The 18,585-nt window shown below is 69.0% G+C and carries 18 protein-coding genes; 1 reads left to right on the forward strand and 17 read right to left on the reverse strand.

Annotation, left to right across the window (positions count from 1 at the left end):
* Window positions 1–14: 14 nt before the first annotated feature.
* From DFQ14_RS01120 to DFQ14_RS01200, 17 genes are all read right to left on the reverse strand, one after another.
* The gene (locus tag DFQ14_RS01120; RefSeq protein ID WP_420810125.1) at window positions 15–1,433 is read right to left on the reverse strand and encodes an AAA family ATPase; all 1,419 of its coding nucleotides are present in this window, start codon (window positions 1,431–1,433) and stop codon (window positions 15–17) included.
* Window positions 1,434–1,687: 254 nt separating this feature from the next.
* A complete protein-coding gene (gene ccsB, locus DFQ14_RS01125) occupies window positions 1,688–2,704 on the reverse strand; it encodes a c-type cytochrome biogenesis protein CcsB (RefSeq protein ID WP_114451139.1) in 1,017 nt (338 codons plus the stop codon).
* Window positions 2,704–4,350: a cytochrome c biogenesis protein ResB gene (gene resB / locus DFQ14_RS01130; RefSeq protein WP_114451140.1), complete on the reverse strand. Its 1,647-nt coding sequence runs from the start codon at window positions 4,348–4,350 to the stop codon at window positions 2,704–2,706. Before resB ends, ccsB begins: the two co-directional genes overlap by 1 nt.
* Window positions 4,350–5,132: a cytochrome c biogenesis CcdA family protein gene (locus DFQ14_RS01135; protein ID WP_114451141.1), complete on the reverse strand. Its 783-nt coding sequence runs from the start codon at window positions 5,130–5,132 to the stop codon at window positions 4,350–4,352. Before DFQ14_RS01135 ends, resB begins: the two co-directional genes overlap by 1 nt.
* 77 nt (window positions 5,133–5,209) lie before the next feature.
* On the reverse strand, window positions 5,210–5,806 hold the full coding sequence (locus tag DFQ14_RS01140; RefSeq protein ID WP_179951457.1) for a TlpA disulfide reductase family protein: 597 nt from the start codon (window positions 5,804–5,806) through the stop codon (window positions 5,210–5,212).
* Complete coding sequence (locus tag DFQ14_RS01145; protein ID WP_114451142.1) at window positions 5,803–6,438, reverse strand: histidine phosphatase family protein; 636 nt, start codon at window positions 6,436–6,438, stop codon at window positions 5,803–5,805. Before DFQ14_RS01145 ends, DFQ14_RS01140 begins: the two co-directional genes overlap by 4 nt.
* On the reverse strand, window positions 6,435–7,778 hold the full coding sequence (hemL, locus tag DFQ14_RS01150; protein WP_246195764.1) for a glutamate-1-semialdehyde 2,1-aminomutase: 1,344 nt from the start codon (window positions 7,776–7,778) through the stop codon (window positions 6,435–6,437). The genes DFQ14_RS01145 and hemL overlap by 4 nt, the downstream gene beginning before the upstream one ends.
* Window positions 7,779–8,354: 576 nt before the next feature.
* Complete coding sequence (locus tag DFQ14_RS01155) at window positions 8,355–8,849, reverse strand: hypothetical protein (protein WP_246195726.1); 495 nt, start codon at window positions 8,847–8,849, stop codon at window positions 8,355–8,357.
* Window positions 8,828–9,283: a hypothetical protein gene (locus DFQ14_RS01160; RefSeq protein WP_114451144.1), complete on the reverse strand. Its 456-nt coding sequence runs from the start codon at window positions 9,281–9,283 to the stop codon at window positions 8,828–8,830. Before DFQ14_RS01160 ends, DFQ14_RS01155 begins: the two co-directional genes overlap by 22 nt.
* 29 nt (window positions 9,284–9,312) lie before the next feature.
* The gene (locus tag DFQ14_RS01165; protein WP_141921372.1) at window positions 9,313–10,011 is read right to left on the reverse strand and encodes a hypothetical protein; all 699 of its coding nucleotides are present in this window, start codon (window positions 10,009–10,011) and stop codon (window positions 9,313–9,315) included.
* Window positions 10,012–10,105: 94 nt separating this feature from the next.
* Window positions 10,106–10,693, reverse strand: a complete 588-nt coding sequence (locus DFQ14_RS01170) for a hypothetical protein (protein ID WP_246195727.1) — start codon at window positions 10,691–10,693, stop codon at window positions 10,106–10,108.
* 1 nt (window position 10,694) lies between these two features.
* Window positions 10,695–11,696 carry a porphobilinogen synthase gene (hemB, locus tag DFQ14_RS01175; RefSeq protein WP_114451146.1) on the reverse strand — a complete coding sequence of 334 codons (1,002 nt, stop codon included), beginning with the start codon at window positions 11,694–11,696 and terminating at the stop codon, window positions 10,695–10,697.
* 246 nt (window positions 11,697–11,942) lie between these two features.
* A complete protein-coding gene (locus DFQ14_RS01180) occupies window positions 11,943–13,475 on the reverse strand; it encodes a bifunctional uroporphyrinogen-III C-methyltransferase/uroporphyrinogen-III synthase (protein ID WP_114451147.1) in 1,533 nt (510 codons plus the stop codon).
* Window positions 13,476–13,493: 18 nt separating this feature from the next.
* Window positions 13,494–14,429 (reverse strand): hydroxymethylbilane synthase, encoded by a 936-nt coding sequence (hemC, locus tag DFQ14_RS01185; protein ID WP_114451148.1) that lies wholly within the window; start codon window positions 14,427–14,429, stop codon window positions 13,494–13,496.
* Window positions 14,426–15,847, reverse strand: coding sequence for a glutamyl-tRNA reductase (locus DFQ14_RS01190; RefSeq protein ID WP_114451149.1), 1,422 nt, complete (start codon window positions 15,845–15,847; stop codon window positions 14,426–14,428). Before DFQ14_RS01190 ends, hemC begins: the two co-directional genes overlap by 4 nt.
* Window positions 15,844–16,716: a redox-sensing transcriptional repressor Rex gene (locus DFQ14_RS01195; RefSeq protein WP_114451150.1), complete on the reverse strand. Its 873-nt coding sequence runs from the start codon at window positions 16,714–16,716 to the stop codon at window positions 15,844–15,846. Before DFQ14_RS01195 ends, DFQ14_RS01190 begins: the two co-directional genes overlap by 4 nt.
* A 320-nt stretch (window positions 16,717–17,036) precedes the next feature.
* Window positions 17,037–17,282 carry a glutaredoxin family protein gene (locus tag DFQ14_RS01200; protein WP_114451507.1) on the reverse strand — a complete coding sequence of 82 codons (246 nt, stop codon included), beginning with the start codon at window positions 17,280–17,282 and terminating at the stop codon, window positions 17,037–17,039.
* 401 nt (window positions 17,283–17,683) lie between these two features.
* Here DFQ14_RS01200 and DFQ14_RS01205 point away from each other — a divergent pair, with 401 nt between their 5' ends.
* On the forward strand, window positions 17,684–18,385 hold the full coding sequence (locus DFQ14_RS01205; protein ID WP_170206370.1) for a sigma-70 family RNA polymerase sigma factor: 702 nt from the start codon (window positions 17,684–17,686) through the stop codon (window positions 18,383–18,385).
* Window positions 18,386–18,585: the final 200 nt, after the last annotated feature.

Below are 18,585 nucleotides of genomic sequence, written 5' to 3' on the forward strand. Positions count from 1 at the left end.
ACCCGGGACCGGCCTCACGGACCGGTCCGGTGCCGGCGTCCGAATGCGTACGGGAAGTCATCGGCCACGATCGCGGCCAGTTCCAGCAGCGCCAGCCTGGTCGGGCTCGCGAGCTGATCCAGCTCCACTTCGGCACCCTCGTCCAGATGGGGATCGAACGGGATCCTGGATACCGCGCGACAGCGTGAGCCGAAGTGCGCGGTCAGCTTGTCCACGTCCACCGTGCCCGATCCCGGACGCACCGAGTTGATGACCGCCACCGAGCGGCTCACCAGATCGCCGTAGCCGTGGGCATCCAGCCAGTCCAACGTTGCCGAGGCACTGCGCGCGCCGTCGATGGAGCTCGAGGACACGATCACCAGGGAATCAGCGGTGTCCAGCACACCCTTCATCGCCGAGTGCATCAGCCCCGTGCCGCAATCGGTGAGCACCACGTTGTAGAACAGTTCCAGCAGCGTCACGGTGCGCCGGTAGTCGTCCTCGCTGAAGGCTTCCGACACCGCCGGGTCCTGTTCACTCGCCAGGATCTCCAGGCGGCTCGGCCCCTGGGACGTGTAGGACCGGATGTCGCTGTACTTGCGAATCCGCTGGGAATCCCGCAGGAGATGGCGCACGGTGGCCGTGGTTTCCAGTGGGATCTTCTGGCTCAGCGTGCCCCGGTCGGGATTGGCGTCGACCGCGACCACCCGATCGCCGCGCAGCGAGGAGAACATGGAACCCAACGTCGCCGTCGCCGTGGTCTTGCCGACACCGCCTTTGAGGCTCAACATCGCGATCCGGTAGCAGCCGTGCAGTGGCTGGTTGATGCGCTCGGTCAACTCCCTGCGATGCAGGTCCGCCGGACTTTCACCGAGATTGATGGTGCGGCCGCTGGCCACGTACACAGCCCGGCGCCAACCGGACTGCGGCGGCCGCTTGGCTCGCCGAAGCAGCTGCGCCGAGGAGAGGTCAGGACCGAACGGCTGCTCACCGGGACCCGCAGCACCGGGAGTCTGTGGTGGCGCGGGGAACGGATACGGCTGCTGGGTGGGACTCGGCTGGGGCTGCTGCATGCCGGGCTGCACCGGAGGCACATGTGGCCGGCCCTCCGGGGAGTGCGCACCGGCCCCGTCCCCGGCGACCGGGTACGGACCGGGCGTCCCACCGAACCGATGCGGAGCAGCGGCGGAAACGTCTCCCGGCGAGGGAGCCTGCTGTGCCGGGGAGGGCTGCGGAGAAGTCGTGTGCTGCTGCGGGCCGGGCTGTGGCTCCGGCGCCGGTCCTCCGGCGGAAGGCACGGGATCCCCGGCCGGCGGTGCGGGAGTCGGGCCGGTCGCCGGCCGGGGCCGACTCGGATCGGTCTCGGGCTCGACATAGCGCTCGGCCGCGTACTCGCTGTCACCGTAGTCCGGCGGCGCGTCCCCCTGCTCCGCGCCATTGCCCGGTGCGACCACGGCTTCCGTATGCCACTTCCCGGAATCACCCTGTTCGGTTCCGGACTCCGGGGCAGCGCCGGGAGACACCGGTCTCGAACCGCGTACCGTTTCGGGCTCCTCGTATCGTGCGGTCACCGTTCGAGCCCCCTCCAAGAACGGATCGGGACCTTCCCGATCCGCACGCGACGGTAGCTCCGGAGACACCCGAGATCCAAGCCCGCATCGGAGTCGGATGGGTGCGACACCGGCACTCGGCCCTCAGCCGTACCCCCTCAGAGGCCGGCGTAGGAGTGCAGGCCGGTAATGACGATGTTGATGAAGAACAGGTTGAACAGCATCGCCACGAGACCGAGAATGTTGATCCACGCCGCGCGCACGCCCCGCCAGCCGGAAGTCGCACGTGCGTGCAGGTAGGCGGCGTAAATGATCCACGCCACGAGCGCGGTGGTCTCCTTCGGATCCCAGCCCCAGAAACGGCCCCACGCGGCCTCGGCCCAGATCGCGCCGGCGATGATCGCGAACGTCCACACCGGCATGATGACCACGGTGGCCCGGTAGGCCAGCCGGTCCAGCACCTGGCTTGCCGGCAGGCGACCACCCAGCCGCGCGAGCTTGAGCGGGTTGTTCTCGTGCCGGACGCGCAGCACGAACATCAAGCTCGCCACACCGGCGAACAGCAGCACTCCGCTGGAGACCACGGCGGCGGAGACGTGGATCCAGATCCAGTACGACTGCAGCGCGGGCTGCAGGGGGGCGGCTTCGGCGTAGAGCACCGTGCCGGACAGGAACAGCAACAGCACCATCGGCAGCAGCACGAAACCACCGAGCCCGCGCAACTGGGCGGGCGTGGCATCCCGGCGCACCGCACGGGACTGGCGCAGCAGGACGACCAGCCAGGCGAGCACGGCCGCGAGGCAGATCGCGGATCCGAACTCGTACATGTTGCCCCAGGGGACGCGCTCGACGGCGAGCCCGCGCAACAGCAGCGAGGCCGCGTGCACCAGCGCACCCAGCACGGTCGTCGACACGGCCATACCACCGAGGCGCTCCGGCCACGGGCGTTTGCTCGGGGTCTCGATCCGGCCGACCACGGGCTGCTGCGGCGCATCGACCGAGCCGGTGCCGCCGGTACCGGCCATGGCCGGTTCGGCCGTGCGCTCCCGGACCTCGGCGCGAGTCCTGCCGTAGGCGAACTCGCCGAAGTACAGCAACATCGCCAGGATGTAGATCGCGACCGAGGTCGCGAAGGCCATGTCACTGTAGGTGGACAGTACCTGGTTGACCGGCATCAACTGTTCCTTCCGCGTGCGGATACCGCCTCGTGGTTCTCCGCCGAGCCCGGAGAACCACCCACCGAGTCGAGAAGCTCGCCGGACAACCGGGTGAACTCCTCGCCGTATCCGGCTTGATCAGTACGGGCGAGTCCGCCGACTTCGACCAACGTACGCGGGGATGCCGCCGCACCGCCTGTCGGGTCCGAGCCGGACGGACCGGTGGGCGCGGCACGCACCCACACCCGGCGGCGCTTGATGCTCAGCGACGCACCGAGCCCGACGACGATCGCGATGGCGCAACCGAGCACGTACGGCTGGAAGGGGTTGTGCGAAACCTGCAGGTTCACCCACCGCTGGACACCGTCGAAGCGGACCACGGTGCCGTCGTCGAGCCGGATCTCCTCACCCACGCGCAGGTTCTCCCGGGCGACCCGTTCGAGCTTGCCCGACTCCACCATCGACTGGTCGACACTGAAAATGGACTGGCCGCGCCCCGTCGAGACCCCCAGCTGTCCCTTGAGCACGTCCACGGCCACGGCCGGGTCCCGCAGGGCGGGGAAGCCCGAGCTGAGCACCTTGCCGTCCATGGCGGCGGTCGGGGCGAACAGCCCCGTGATCGCGATCTGGTTCTGTTGTCGCCGCTGCTCGTCGGGCATGCCGGGCGGGTCGAACTTCGTCGCTCCCTGCGAGAGCATCGTCGTCGTGTTCATCGGCTGCCACTGGACCGTCTGGGTCCGGGTCTCGCCGCCCGGGAACGTGACCGTGAACCGCGGGGCGTAGCCGTGGCCGGTCAAGTAGACCCGGTCTCCCGCCGTGCGCAGCGGGTTGTTGACCTCCAGGTCGTGCTGCTTCCAGACACCGGTCTCCAGCGACTCGCCGGACTGGTAGGAGATGTCGGCCCGGAACTCGCTGGGCTGCCCGCTGTGCAGGTACTTCACGTCGAAGTCGTCCACCCGCACGCAGAACGGGCTCAACTCGGTGCCGTCGACGGTGAGGCCGGCGCGGAACGAGTCGTAGTTGTAGGTGCCCGAATTGCAGAAGCTCGAACCGTCGGCCATGACGATGACCTGGCCCTCGTACTTGTAGAGCTCACCGCCTGCGACGGCGATCAGCAGGCCCAGCAGGGCGAAGTGGAACACCAGGTTGCCCGCCTCGCGGGCGTAGCCGCGTTCGGCGCTGATGGAGCGGGCGCCGTCGGCCTCGGTGTGCTCGCTCGTGCGCCACCCGCGCAACCTCCGGCGTGTGGCGGACATCACCTCGTCCACGGAACTGTCCACGGTGGCCTGCTCGTGGTGCGGCATCCGGCCCAGGTTGCGCGGAGTACGCACCGGCCTGGCGCGGAGCTGGCGCAGGTACTCCAGGCAGCGCGGAACCAGACAACCGACCAGCGAGACGAACAGCAGCACGTAGATCGCGGCGAACCACACCGAGCCGAACACGTTGAACGCGTCGACCGCGTCCAGGATCGGCGCCAGCGTGGGGTGCTCGTCGTAGAACTTCTCCACGTTGGCCGGGTTCAGCGGCCGCTGCGGCAGCAGGGCTCCCGGCAGCGCGGCCAGCGCGAGCAGGAACAGCAGCACCAGGGCGGTGCGCATCGACGTCAGCCCGCGCCAGGTGTTGCGCAGGAAGGCGAGGGCGGCGGTGATCGAGGAAATGCGCATCAGATCGGCAACTCGAAACCGGCGATCGGGCCACGAAGCATCGCGATCCACTCTCCCCACAATCCGGTGACCAGCATCAGACCCACGACGACGAGCAACGCCCCGCCCGCCAACTGGATGGCACGGCCGCGCCGCCGTAGCCAGCCGGCGCTGCGCACCGCCCACCGCGCTCCCAGCGCGAGCAGCACGAACGGGACTCCGAGGCCCAGGCAATAGGCGAGGACCAGGACAGCACCGCGTGCCACCATCCCACTACCCAGCTGGGTGCTGTAGGCGACCGAGATGACCCCGGTCAACGTCGGGCTCAGACACGGCGTCCATCCCAGGCCGAACACGGCACCGAGCACCGGAGCTCCCCACACTCCCGTCCTCGGGACGTGATGGATGCGAACGTCGCGTTGCAAGGCCGGAACAAGGCCCAGGAACACCAGTCCCATCGCCACCGTCACCACGCCACCGATCCTGCGCAGCAGCGGCTGATTCGCCAGCAGGGTATCCGCCAGGCCCAGTATCAACAGTGTCGCGGCGGCGAACACGACGGTGAACCCGGCGACGAACAGAGCCGCCGCGCCCGCCACCCGCCAGCGTCCCCGGCGGGCTTTTCCGGTTTCCGAGGCGCTCACCGCCGGAGTTTCGGCCCCCACGACACCGGCCAGGTAGGCCAGGTAGCCGGGAACCAGCGGGACGACACAGGGAGAAGCAAAACTGACCACACCGGCCAGCGCCGCAATGCCGACCGCGAACAGCAGCGGGCCGGATTGGGCGAGCTGGGCGGGGTCCATGGTTCGAGGGTAGGCACACCTCTCCGATCAGGAGGCACCACCCCGGGTGATCGGTGACACACCGTCATCAAGGCTGGTCATCGGCTGGGGGACTGCTCCCCGGCGACCGTACGGACCTTCGGCAACAGTCCTTCTTTGGTGATCTCCGTCAGATAGATGGCCGCCACCCGATGCTTGCGGTCCAGCACCACCGTGGCGGGCACGGTGCTGCGGGGAAAACCGTCCAGGGCCAGCATCGAGCGCCCCGACGGATCGTAGATCGAGGGGAAGGTGATGCCGTAGTTGCGCACGAAATCCGCGGCCGAGCTGCGATCGTCCTTGACGTTGATGCCCAGCACCTGCACGCCGCGATCGCCGAGCCGGTCCTGGACGGCCTGCAGGTCGTCGGCCTCCGCGCGGCACGGGCCGCACCACGATCCCCAGACGTTGAGCACCACGACCTCGCCCCGGAAGTCCGACAGGCGGATCTGCTCACCCTTGTTCAGCAAGCTCTCGCCGTGCAGTCCCGTGACCCGGCCCCGCTCGTCCGGCGAGTAGAACAACCGGGTCTTGCCACCGGGCGAGACGAAGGTGAACTCGCCGCCCTGGGAGACCGCGTCCTCCGTGGCGCAGCCGGCGACCAGGGTCAGCATCATCGCGGCGGAGACCGCCAGGAGTCGCATCAGCCGTGTCATGCCCCACTCGCCTCCGGATCGCTTTCGCCCGCAGGTTCGACGTAGGCGACCCGCACGAGCTGCTCGTCGTGGAACACCAGGCTCGTCAGCGAGGCCAGTGAGCAGCGGCGCCTGCGAGGATCGTGCCACAGGGGCCTGCTCTCCAGAAACCGCCGCAGAATCCAGATCGGCAACTGGTGGGAGACGCACACCGCGTCCCGGCCCACGGCCGCGGCACGGGCCCGATGCGCCGCGCCGAGCATCCGGTGCGCGATCTCGCGGTAGGGCTCACCCCACGAGGGGCGGCACGGGTTCCACAGCTTCGGCCAGTGCCGCGGTGAGCGCAGTGCCCCGTCACCCACCGAGACCTTGCACCCCTCGAACCGGTTGTCGGCCTCGATCAACCGCTCGTCGACGGTGACCTCCAGCCCGTGGGCCGCGGCGATCGGTGACGCCGTCTGCTGCGCTCGCTGCATCGGCGAGGCCACCACGTGCGCGAGGTCGCGATCGGCGAGGAACTCCGAGACCAGCTTGGCCTGTCGCTCCCCTTCCTCGGACAGGTGGAAGTTCGGCAGCCTGCCGTAGAGGATGCCCTCCGGGTTGTGCACCTCACCGTGGCGCAGGAAGTGCACCACGGTCCTGTTCGCGCTCACTCGGACGCCTCCGGCGGAGTGGCTTCCGCGGCTGCCGCGGCGGCGTGCGGCAGTGCCTGCTCGATCACCTCGAACGCGGCGTCGTCCATCGCGGCGTTGACGAACCAGCACTCGAAGGCGCTCGGCGGCGGATACACGCCCCGCTGCAGCAGCGCGTGGAAGAACGGCGGGAACCGCCAGGACTGCTGTGCCTGGGCACCGGCGAAGTCGTGCACCTCGGACTCGCTGAAGAACACGCTGACCAGGTTGCCCGCCAACGACACCCGGTGGGGCACGCCCTTCGAGGACAACGCGGAACCCAGCAGTTCGCCGAGCCGCTGGGCGTTGCGGTCGAGCGCGGCGTAGACGTCCGCGTCCGCCGCACGCAGGTTCGCCAGGCCCGCGGCGACCGCGACGGGGTTCCCGGCCAGCGTGCCCGCCTGGTACACCGGTCCGGTCGGGGCGAGCAGATCCATCACGTCGGCGCGTCCCCCGAACGCCGCTGCGGGCAGACCGCCGGACATCACCTTGCCGAAGGTGTACAGATCACCGGCGACACCGTCGAGGCCGTACCATCCGGCCGCCGACACGCGGAAGCCGGTCATCACCTCGTCCATCACCAGCAGCGCCCCTGCCGAGCGTGTGATCTCGCGCAGCGCGGCGTTGAATCCCGGCTGCGGTGGGATCGCCCCCATGTTGCCCGCGGCCGCCTCGGTGATCACGCACGCGATGTCGTCCCCGTACTCGGCGAAGGCCTGCCGCACCGCGTCGAGGTCGTTGTAGGGGAGCACGATCGTGTCCGCGGCCTGCGCCTCCGGGATCCCCGGAATGGCGGGCAGGCCCAGCGTCGCCACACCGGATCCGGCGCCGGCCAGCAGCGAGTCCACGTGGCCGTGGTAGCAACCCGAGAACTTGACCACCTTGTTGCGGCCGGTGAAGGCACGAGCCAGCCGCACCGAACTCATCGTCGCCTCGGTACCGGAGTTGACCAGCCGGACGTGCTCCACCGGCTCGACCCGGTCGATGATCTCCTGCGCGAGGTCGATCTCCCCGACGCCGGGCGTGCCGAAGGACAGGCCGTCGCTCGCCGCCTCGCGGACCGCGCGGACGACGTCCGGATGGGCATGGCCGTTGATCATCGGCCCCCAGGAGGACACCAGATCCACATACCGGTTGCCGTCGGCGTCCCACAGGGTGGGGCCCTCGCCGCGCACCATGAATCGCGGGCTGCCTCCGACCGAGTGGAAGGCGCGGACCGGTGAGTTCACACCGCCCGGAATCACCGCCTCGGCACGGTCGAACAGCTGCCGTGACCGGGGGGCGGGGTCCGAGGTCGGATTCGCGGAAGTTTCGGCTGTCACGTCTCCAGTCTGACAGGCAGGAGCGCTCGCGGAAGCCGGGTGGGTGGCCACCGCCATACCGTCCGGGTGAGCGTTGCCCCGAATCGAGTCGCCCGTATCGGGTTCGGGCGCCACCTGCGCCTGTTCGGTGGCCGATCCGGCCTGCCCCCGGTCACGGCGATGGCGCCGTCGCACCCGCGCTGCCAGGACGATCCGGCGAGCCGCGTCCAGCACCAGCAGCCCGGACACCGTCACCGCCGCGACGGACAGCGCGATCCAGTCACCCAGCAACCGAGTCACCCCACCCGGCGAGGTGGGCAACCCGGGCACGTCGATCGGAACGACGGCTCGCTGCCATGCCCACAGTGCCGCGAACGTCAGCAGGGCCGCGGCCAGTATCTCCATCGCAGCCTGCACGGCGTGCCACACCTGGGACCACCGTGTGCGGGAGCCTGTCGCGGTCCTGCCGGTTTCCGCACCGACCGCAACGGACGAACCGGTGGAAGGACCAGGGGTGTTCACGGAGAAACAGGATCTCATGGCCGGTACCACGCGCCCGACATCGGATACCGCCACGCAAGCCGGTCCGCGCACCCACTACGGAACCAGGCGGTGCAGGGCACGCGTCAGTTGCTCCGGGTGTCGAGCCCATGCCAGCACCGCGCTCCCGCCGTCCTGGTGATCACCGTGCAACCGCAGCGGCACCGCGGTGGTGCCCTTCGGGGTCGTCCAACCGCCACCGAGCACTCTCGTACCCACCGGTACTTCCTCCTCGAGCACGGCGGCGATCCGCGCAATCGGCACGGACTCGCCTCCCACGGTCAGCGAGGCCGGAGTCAACCGCACCGAGTACCAGCGGCGGCGGCCGTACACCCACGCCGCTGCGGTCACCGCGAGCGCACCCGCCAGCAGAAGCCACTGGATCCCGTGTACCGGCCCGCGGGTGACCATCTCCACGGCGAAGCCGAGCACGGCGAAGCCGGGTCCCCACAACACCGGCCACCAGCTCGCCCCGGGCTCGACGTGGAGCACGGATCCGGTTTGCTCGCTGTCGATTTCCTCGCTGCCCGTCATCGATCGCCGTTCAACCATTCCGTACTCTCCGCACGCCAGGAGCACGCCCATGCTCCCAGGGCCAGAACCGACACGACCAGATTCGACGCGGACATCGACATCGTGCCCAGGATCATCACCAGGTGCAGCACGGTGAGCACGGTCACGGCGATCCGCGCCCACCACTGCCGCTTGCGAACCAGCCAGGCCAGACCCGCGTAGCCGGCGGCCAGCGCCACGGCGATCGCCAGGTTCACCAGCAACAGCGTCTGCGCCGCCGAACCCGCCTCCGCCGGTGTCATCCCCTGCTGCCCGAGCAGCCGCCGACGCAGCCGGTCGAAGTCGGACCAGCTCACCGCGGCGCGAACAATCAGGAGGACGGCCAGCGCCCCCCACAGTGCGAGCGCGACACGCAGGATCGTCGGCGGGGGAGTGCCGCCGGTGTCGCCCCGGCCGGAAAAGAGGGCAGCCATGCTCACATGCTCACTGTCCCGCGCTGCCCTTACCGGTACCGGGCAGCCTGGAAGAACCGGTTGGACGGCCGGAGGTACACCAGTACCAGGAACGCCACCATCGAGACCAGGCCCAGCGCACTCTGCGTGTATCCCAGCGCGACCATCGCAGCCGGTATCTCGACCGTGGCAGCGGGCATGCCCGCCATGCTGAAACTCGAACCGCTCGGGCTGGTCAGCAGGCCGGAAAGGGCATTCATCACCCACAACCCGGCGAACACGGTCAGGGTGATCCGCGCCCAGTTCCTGCCCGCGCGCATCTTGAACGCGAACAGGATCCACAGTGCGGTCAGCACCGCGAAAACGAATATGACGACCCCGACCCCGACCAGTGCGGCCGCATTCGCGAGCTGCTGAGCCTCGGGGCCCTCGGCCTCGATCACCTGCTGCATCACGCCCTGGGCGAACCACGCGCTGATCGCGATCAACACCGTCGCCACGAGCGGCACGACGACGGCGATCCAGAACGCGACCTCGATCGTTCTCGGCCGCGGCACACCGCCCGCTTCGTGCGGCGGCACCGGCGGTGCCGCGTACGGGTTGACCGGTGAGTACCCGCCCTGCGGGGGTTGGCCGGGATACTGGGGGTACTGCCCGGGCGGCTGTTGTCCGGGAGGGTACTGCCCGGGAGGTTGCTGCCCGCCGGGCGAGCGGGGGTCTTGCTGCCAAGGATCCTGTGGCGACGTCACGCGCAAACCGTAGAAACCACCCCACCGGATGTCCACTCGACGGCAGCAATCGTGATCTTCCGGACACCGCGCCGCAGCGGGCACCGGCTGCGGCTCAGCCGTGCCCGCCGGTACGACCTGCCTTCTGCTCGTGGAACCGCCGCCTCGCCTCCCGGAAGAACGTGTTCACGTCCGGACGCAGCAACAGCACCAGCACGGCCGCGTCGAGCGCACCGATGACCAGGCTGAACACGATATTCCAGGCATCGACCTGCACAGTCGTGTCCTGCACGGTCACCGTCGAGCCCAGCACGGCCAGCCCGAACAGCGTGAACACCGTGCTGACCACATTGAACGCCGCGAAGACGAGGATCACGATCCGCGCCCAGTTGCGCCCCTGCGCCATCCGGTTCGCCAGCAGCACGAACGCGCCGGCGATCAGCAGCCCCAACAGCAGGGCGAACATGATGCCGGTGTTCGCGGCGGCGTCCACCTCGCTCTGCGACAGCTCCGGCTGTACCTGCCGTAGCCGGTCGATCAGCATTCTGCGATCGCTGAGCTGCACCACGGTGCGCACGAGCCCCACCACGACGCTCGCGAGCCAGAGCCACCATGCGAGCTGCACCCACTGCGGCGGTGTCGGCATTCCGCCCCGGCCGGTCATCTCTCCGGTCCGGGGCCGCTCCCGATTCGGTTCGGTCACCTCAGGCCCCGCGTTCCGTCCCGCCCTGCTCCTGCCGGAGCCACCGCGCGGCCTCCGCGGCCCAGTACGTCAGGACGACATCCGCACCCGCACGGCGGATCGTGGTCAACGATTCCAGCACGGTGCTCCGGCGATCCAGCCAACCGTTGCCCACGGCCGCCTCGATCATCGAGTACTCCCCGGAGACCTGGTAGGCGGCAACGGGAACATCGGCGATCCCGGACACCTCCCGAAGCACATCCAGGTAGGACAGCGCCGGTTTGACCATCACCATGTCCGCGCCCTCGGCGAGATCCAGCTCGGTCTCCCGCAGCGCTTCCCTGCCGTTGGACGGGTCCTGCTGGTAGGTCCGCCGGTCACCGGTGAGCTGGGAGTCCACCGCATCACGGAACGGGCCGTAGAAGGCCGACGCGTACTTGGCGGAATAGGCCAGGATGGAGGTGTCGGTGAAGCCGGCGGCGTCCAACGATTCCCGGATCACCCCCACCTGCCCGTCCATCATGCCACTGGGTGCCACCGTGTGGGCTCCCGAAGAAGCCTGCGCCAGCGCCATCTGCCCGTACAGCCGCAGTGTGCGGTCGTTGTCGACATTGCCGCGGTCGTCGAGCACACCACAGTGACCGTGGTCGGTGAACTCGTCCAGGCACGTGTCGGCCATCAGCACCGCGTCGTCCCCGACTTCGGCGGCGACATCCCGCAGCGCGACGTTGAGGATCCCGTCGGTGTCGGTGGCACCGGAACCGGTGGAGTCCCTGCGTTCGGGAACACCGAACAGCATCAGGCCGCCGACCCCGGCGGCGACGGCCTCGGCCGCAGCCTTGCGCAGGGACTCCCTGCTGTGCTGGACCACTCCAGGCATCGACGGGATCGCTCTCGGCTCGGCAGCACCTTCCCGGACGAACATCGGCAGCACCAGGTGCCGGGGTTCGACGCTCGTCTCCCCGACCATCCTGCGCACGGCGGCGTTGCGGCGCAGCCGCCGCGGACGATGGGACGGATACATGGGCAAAAACTCCTCAATACCGGGCGGATTGGGAAACCGACTGTTTCGGCCATATCGGCCGTCGGGTAAACGGCGTCACCGCTTTTACCGCGTAAGCAATCGGCACCGCCGCGGGTTCTCCGGCACAGCCTCGCGAAGGCAGCCGGAACGTGGCGTAGTGACTACTCGATGTTCCGGATCCCGCAGCGTGGCGACGCCGGAGGTCCCGCCACCGGCACCGTCACGCAAACCAATCCGAGCATTCCCTCAAGAGCGGCGGGCGCGCTTGGCCTTCTTCGGCGGCGGCAGGGCACCTTCGGCACGCAGCCGGGCGGTGTGCTCGGCCAGTGCGTCCACCAGTGCCGGAACCTGGGCCACCTCCGGCCGGACATCGACCCGCAGGCCGAACTCCTTGGCCGTCTCCGCCGTCTTCGGTCCGATACAGGCCACCAGAGTGCGGGCGTGCGGCTTACCGGCGATACCGACCAGGTTGCGCACCGTCGACGAGGAGGTGAAGCACACCGCGTCGAACCCGCCACTCTTGATCATCTCGCGGGTCTCGGCGGGCGGCGGCGCAGCGCGCACCGTCCGGTACGCGGTCACGTCGTCGACCTCCCAGCCACGCTCGGACAGACCGGCCGACAGCGTCTCGGTGGCGATGTCGGCGCGCGGCAGCAGCACACGGGCCACGGGGTCCAGAACGTCGTCGTGCGGCGGGAAGTCCTGCAGCAATCCCTCGCTCGTCTGATCACCGGAGGGCAGCAGCTCCGGCATGATGCCGAAGGAGCGCACCTTGTCGGCCGTCGCCTCTCCCACGCACGCGATCTTGACGCCGGAGAAGGCCCGCGCGTCCAGACCGAACTCGTGGAACTTCTCCCACACCGCACGCACGGCGTTGGTCGAGGTGAACACGATCCACTGGTAGCGACCGTCGACCAGTCCCTTGACCGCTCGCTCCATCTGTGCCGGACTGCGCGGCGGCTCCACCGAGATCGTCGGCACCTCGTGCGAGACGGCACCGTGCGACCACAGCCGCTCGCTCATCGCCCCGGCCTGCTCCTTGGTGCGCGGCACCAGGACCTTCCAGCCGTACAGGGCGCGGGACTCCCACCAGGACAGCCCGCTCCGATTCCCCGCGGCGGCACCGATCGTGACCACCAGGGGTCCCTGCAACTCCCCGGCATCGGCAGGCAGCGAAGCCAGGGTGGTGTCGATCGTGCGCTGGGACACCGTCGTGCCCGAAGCGGTCACCGCAACCGGTGTCTGCGGAGCCACACCATGCTCCACCAGCGCCGAGGACGCTTCCGCCAGGTGACTTCCCGTCGCGTGCAGCACCACCGTGCCCGGCACGGCGGCCACCGCGGCCCAGTCCACCTCGCCACGCACGTCGATCTCGGCGTGTACCGCACCGAGCGCCACACCGGCATACGCCGGTACCGCGGTACCGGCCGCGACGCCGGGAACCACATCGAACGCCACATCCGTCTCGGAAACCGAACGGACCTCGCGAACCACCGCGTCGGAGCTCAGCGGGTCGCCCGCCACGAGACGCACCACAGGGCGTCCGGTCTTCGCCTCGGTGGCCAGGTTGGCGGCCACATCCGACGGGTCGCCCACGGCAGGGCGCACCTCGGCGCCCTCGTCGGCCAGGCCGACCACGTCGGCGGGAACATCCGGATCGGTCACCACGAGCGAAGCGTGCGTGAGCAGATGCCGGGCCCGGACGGTGAGCAGTCCCGCATCACCGGGACCGGAGCCCACGAAAGCAACTCGTCCGGGGGTCTTCTGTGCTCGGGTCATCAGGGCACTCCCCATCAACTACGTGCCGGGGCCGTCGAGCAGGGCGGCCCGGGCATCGAGCAACTGGTCGGCCATATCCCGACCCAGCTGCTCGGCGGCGGTCGTCTCACCAGTGGCGGAGGCACGCAACAATTCGTTGTCGTCGGTTGCCACCACTCCACGCATGGACAGTCGCTGCACGGAGCGTCCGTCCTCGTCGAGGTCCTCCACCACTCCGGCCAGCGCACCGACAGGTGCACTACAGCCGGCCTCGAGCGCGGCCAACATGGCGCGCTCGGCGGCCACCGCGGTGCGGCTGGCCGAATCGTCCATGACGGACTGCAGCAGGTGCTCGGTATCCACGTCCTCGACGCGGCATTCCACCGCCAGCGCTCCTTGGGCGGGGGCGGGCAGCATCTGCAACGGATCGAGCGATTCGGTGATCATCTCGAGGCGGCCCACGCGGGCCAGCCCGGCGCGGGCGAGCACGATGGCATCCAACTCGCCGTCCGTCACCTTGCGCATCCGGGTGTCCACGTTGCCGCGGATACCGCGCACTTCCAGCCCCAAGCCCAGGGCTTCGAGCTGGCTGACACGACGCGGCGAGCCGGTGCCCACAGCGGAGCCCGGGGGCAGCTCGCCGAGCGTCAGGCCGTCCCGGGCCACCAGTGCGTCCCTCGGGTCCTCCCGAACGGGGACGGCGGCCAGGGACAGCCGGGGATCCGGTGTGGTCGGCAGGTCCTTGAAGGAGTGCACCGCGACATCGACCTCGCCGTGCGCGAGGGATTCCCGCAGGGCGGAGGTGAACACGCCGACGCCGATCTCGGTGATCGGTGCGCGAGAGCGGTCACCGGGTGTGGAGACCCGGACCAGCTCGGTGGCATACCCGGCGCGTTCCAACTCCTCGGCCACCGTGGAACTCTGCGACATCGCCAGGGCGCTTCCCCTGGTGCCGATGCGGAGGGTCTTGTTCAACGGTCCTCACCGTCCTGTTCCGGGTGCTCGCGCACCACCGCGGACGCCTGGGACGGCCGGGCTCGCGACACGGTTACTCCGGAACCCTCCCCCGGCCCTTGCGCGTCATCGCCCGACGGCGTGCCGATGACCGCAGCGGTCTGCGGATCGAGTTCGAACAGTTCGCGGAGAGCTTCGGCGTAATCGGAGCCGCCGGGGACCGAGGCAAGCTGCTTGACCCGGACCGTCGGCGCGTGCAGCAGCTTGTCCACCACGCGGCGAACGGTACGCGTGAGCTCCTCCCGCACGTTTCCGTCCAGCTCGGGCAGCCGCGAATCCAGCCGCAGAAGCTCGGCATCGACCACCTCGGCGGCGCGCCGTCGCAGTGCCGTCACCGTCGGAGTCACTTCGGCCGAGCGCTGGCCTGCGAGGTAGGAACGCATTTCCTCGGCGACGATTCCCGCCGCGCGCTCGGATTCGCTGCCGCCGCTGCGCTCGGCAAGCCGCTGCTGCAGGGATTCCAGGTCCACCACGGTCACACCCGGCAGGTCGGCCACCTCCGGAGCGGTGTCCCGCGGAAGACCCAGGTCGCAGAACAGCAGCGGGTTTCCCGCCGTACGGGTGGACAGGGCCTCGGCAACCACGTCGGAGGTCACCACCGCACCGACCGCACCGGTGCACGTCACCACGAGGTCCGCGGTGGCCAGCGCGGCGGGGAGCTCGGACAGCGAGACGGTCCGGGCTTCGATGTCCTCGTCCCGCAGGGAGTTCGCAAGCCGCTCGCCATTCGCGGCGGTGCGGTTGGCGATCACCATTTCACCGATACCGGCGCGCTTGAGCCGGGAAGCCGCCAGCGCCCCCATCGAACCCGCACCGATCAGCAGCGCACTGCGCCCGGCCATCCCGCCGAGCACCGACTCGGCATCGGTCAGCGCTTCCGAGACCACCGAAGCACCGGCGGAGTCGATCTCGGTCTCGGCGTGGACGCGCTTGCCGACCCGCAACGCCTGCTGTGCCAGTTCGTGCAGCGTCTTGCCCACGGTGCCCGCCTCGTCGGCGACGCCGTAGGCCTGCCGGATCTGCCCCAGGATCTGGGCTTCACCGACCACCATCGAATCCAGGCCCGCGGCCACCGAGAACAGGTGCTCGACAGCGGCACCGGCGTAGTAGACGTACAGGTGGTCGGCCAGCTCGGAGACCTCGGTGCCGGAATGCCGGGACAGTACGGATGTCACATCGTCGAGACCACCGTGGAAGGTCTCGGCAACCGCGTACACCTCCACCCGGTTGCAGGTCGAGACCAAAAACGCCTCGGTGATGTTGTCGCTGTGCAGCAGCTCGTCCAGCAGTTTGGTGACCTCGTCCGCACCGACCGACACACGCTCCAGCACCCGGACGGGGGCACTGTTGTGCGACAGTCCGACATTGAGCAGATTCACGGCCGAACCACCATCCCGTCCACCGGGTCGCCCCCGGCATTCATGCGGTGGTCCGCTGCCGTCATCGCAGCACCACCACTCTCCGCTCCGTTCTCGGGTTTCTCCGGCCCGGCTGCTTCCGGCTCGGACAATTCCGTTGCTTCCTGACCACGGCGAGCCACGTGGAACGACAGGATCTGCATCTCCACGGCCAGGTCCACCTTGCGCACCTCGACCTCCTCGGGAACCTGCAGGACGACGGGTGCGAAATTCAGGATGCACCTCACGCCGGCCTCGACCAAACGATCACACACCTCCTGGGCACCCTTGGCGGGTGTGGCTATCGCACCGATGGTGATTTCCCGCTCGGTGCACACCCGGACGATGTCGTCGATGTGATCGACCGGAATCCCGCCCACCGGCACACCCATCAGGTCCGGATCGAGATCGAACAAGGCCGAGACGGGAAAGCCCCGGCTCGGAAATCCCCCGTAGTTGGCCAGCGCGTGACCGAGGTTGCCGATCCCCACCACGGCAACGCTGTGCTTGCGGGTCAGCCCGAGCGTGCGTTCGATCTGCCCGATCAGCACCGCCACCTCGTAGCCCACACCGCGCGTGCCGTAGGAGCCGATGTAGGAGAGGTCCTTGCGGAGCTTGGCCGAGTTCACCCCCGCAGCAACCGCCAGTTCCTCGCTGGACACCGTACTCACGTCCTGGTCGGCCATCCCCGACAGCACCCGCAGGTACACCGCAAGCCGCGCGACGGCCGCCTCCGGAATCACCCGGGCACGCTCCCTGGCCTCGGGCTCGTCGACCGCCTCGGACGACTGTCGGGACGTCGACGGGTTCCCCGCGTCGCCGTCGGCCACGCCCTCTCCGTGGGCCGTCACGCTGGCTCTCCCTTGACCTGCTCAGTAATTTCGCCGTGCCCGGTCGGCGCGTCCGCCACCGGGATTCGCACTGCACATCCGATCGCCCACCTGCGGGCGATGGAAACTTCGAAGCCCGTACCGACCACCGGACCGTGTGCGACCGGCACCGATCCACACCGGCCGACGGACCCACTGTCGCAGCCCGGCAGCCGACCCTGCCCACCGTAGCTATTTGTGAATGCATGCACAAAGTCGGCGGGAGGTCGAGTAACCAGACCCACACCCTTCGGTCGACATCATCCCCGACAGGTCCCCGACGTGCCAAAAAGGGTCCCGATTCAGCGTTGCAGAGCCGCCCGGAAACGTGGCTCCTCCACCTTCCAGTAACCGTGCTCCCGGCCGTCGATCAGGATCACCGGAACACGGTCCCCGTACTCCGCACGCAGTTCGGTATCGGAGTCGACGTCCTCGGTCCGCCAGGGCACCTCCAACTCGGCGCAGATGCGGTGGATGTCCTCGGCAGCCGCATCACACGCGGGACAGTCGGCACGAACCATCAACGTCACCTCGTGCTCGGGCTTCATCGCCGTCCTCACTCGTCGTTCGCCTCCGGCATCGTTCACCGGCACGGTACGCACCCCGACTCCCGCGCCCGCGGCCGGAAGATTCCTCCTCGCCCGAGACCCACCCGTCACTGTGTCCGAAATCACCGGCCGGCGCAGGGCGGAAGTGCTCGATTCCCGAATCAAGGCGAATCCATATCACTCGGACACTACCTACCGAGGAGTAACAACACGTATGCTCACCAGACCCGAAGACCTGTACACCGACGCCAACGAAGCCGCACGTCCGCACCCGAAGACTCCAGGGACCAGCACATGTTCCAGGCCACGGTTCACCATCACGCAGCACTGCGGCGCTCGCCCGCACGTGCATCACTCCGGCAGGCCCGAGGCACCATCCTGGTGGAAGGCGGGCCGCGCCAATGACCGCCGTCGACACTCTCGGCTTCCCCGATGTGCGCCTCGCACACCGGCATGCCCCGGCCCGAAGCAGCGGAACCGGTCTGCAGGTCACTGCCTCCACCGTGACCAGGAGGGCCACCCAGCAACATGCCGAGCCACCCGCCGATCCGGACAACTGGGCCCACGTCCGGGCCGCCCAGAGCGGGGACAGCCACGCGTTCGGACAGCTCTACAGTCAGTACGCCCACCTGGTCTACCGCTACGTGCTGCCCCGGGTCAGTGACCACTGCCTGGCCGAGGACATCACCAGCGAGACCTTCCTGCGCGCTCTCCGGCGGATCGCCTCCGTCAGCTACCAGGGCCGCGATGTCGCGGCCTGGTTCATCACCATCGCCAAGAACCTCGTCCTCGACCACATCAAATCCAGCAGGCACCGGCTGGAAGTCCCCACCGCCGACCTCGCCGACACGTCACCCGTCACACGCTCCTGCGAACTCGGTCCCGAACAGCACGTGCTGACCGAGATCACCCACGGAGAACTGCTGGACTGTGTCCGCCGACTCAATCCGGACCAGCGCGAATGCATCCGGCTCCGGTTCCTCCGCGGGTTGTCCGTCACCGAAACCGCCGAAGCCATGCAGCGCAACGAGGGAGCGGTCAAAGCTCTTCAGCACCGCGCCATCCGCAGGCTCGCCCAACTCCTCCCCGATGATCTCGGGTAGACACTGTTGCGACGTGCGTGCACGGGTTCCGAGCCGCGCCGTACCGGGCGGTGGCCTTCGCGGACCTCGAACTGCGTTGCAGGCCGATCGAGTCCTGCCCACCGCCCTGCTCACCGACACAACACTCCCCATTCAGCCTGGGTCAACAAAGATACCGACCACAGGCTCTAAGCTGGAGAGCCGCAGACCGGGCCACTGGG

This window comes from Halopolyspora algeriensis, from assembly GCF_003337235.1.
GTDB classification, from domain to species: domain Bacteria; phylum Actinomycetota; class Actinomycetes; order Mycobacteriales; family Pseudonocardiaceae; genus Haloactinomyces; species Haloactinomyces algeriensis.

Coding starts and splice junctions, on each gene's coding strand:
- DFQ14_RS01160 (WP_114451144.1), bottom strand. CDS start 9,283: ATGGCTGCCCTCTTTTCCGGCCGGGGCGACACCGGCGGCACTCCCCCG.
- DFQ14_RS01140 (WP_179951457.1), bottom strand. CDS start 5,806: ATGACACGGCTGATGCGACTCCTGGCGGTCTCCGCCGCGATGATGCTG.
- ccsB (WP_114451139.1), bottom strand. CDS start 2,704: ATGCCGGTCAACCAGGTACTGTCCACCTACAGTGACATGGCCTTCGCG.
- DFQ14_RS01205 (WP_170206370.1), top strand. CDS start 17,684: ATGACCGCCGTCGACACTCTCGGCTTCCCCGATGTGCGCCTCGCACAC.
- resB (WP_114451140.1), bottom strand. CDS start 4,350: ATGCGCATTTCCTCGATCACCGCCGCCCTCGCCTTCCTGCGCAACACC.
- DFQ14_RS01135 (WP_114451141.1), bottom strand. CDS start 5,132: ATGGACCCCGCCCAGCTCGCCCAATCCGGCCCGCTGCTGTTCGCGGTC.
- hemB (WP_114451146.1), bottom strand. CDS start 11,696: ATGTATCCGTCCCATCGTCCGCGGCGGCTGCGCCGCAACGCCGCCGTG.
- DFQ14_RS01200 (WP_114451507.1), bottom strand. CDS start 17,282: ATGAAGCCCGAGCACGAGGTGACGTTGATGGTTCGTGCCGACTGTCCC.
- DFQ14_RS01155 (WP_246195726.1), bottom strand. CDS start 8,849: ATGGTTGAACGGCGATCGATGACGGGCAGCGAGGAAATCGACAGCGAG.
- DFQ14_RS01180 (WP_114451147.1), bottom strand. CDS start 13,475: ATGACCCGAGCACAGAAGACCCCCGGACGAGTTGCTTTCGTGGGCTCC.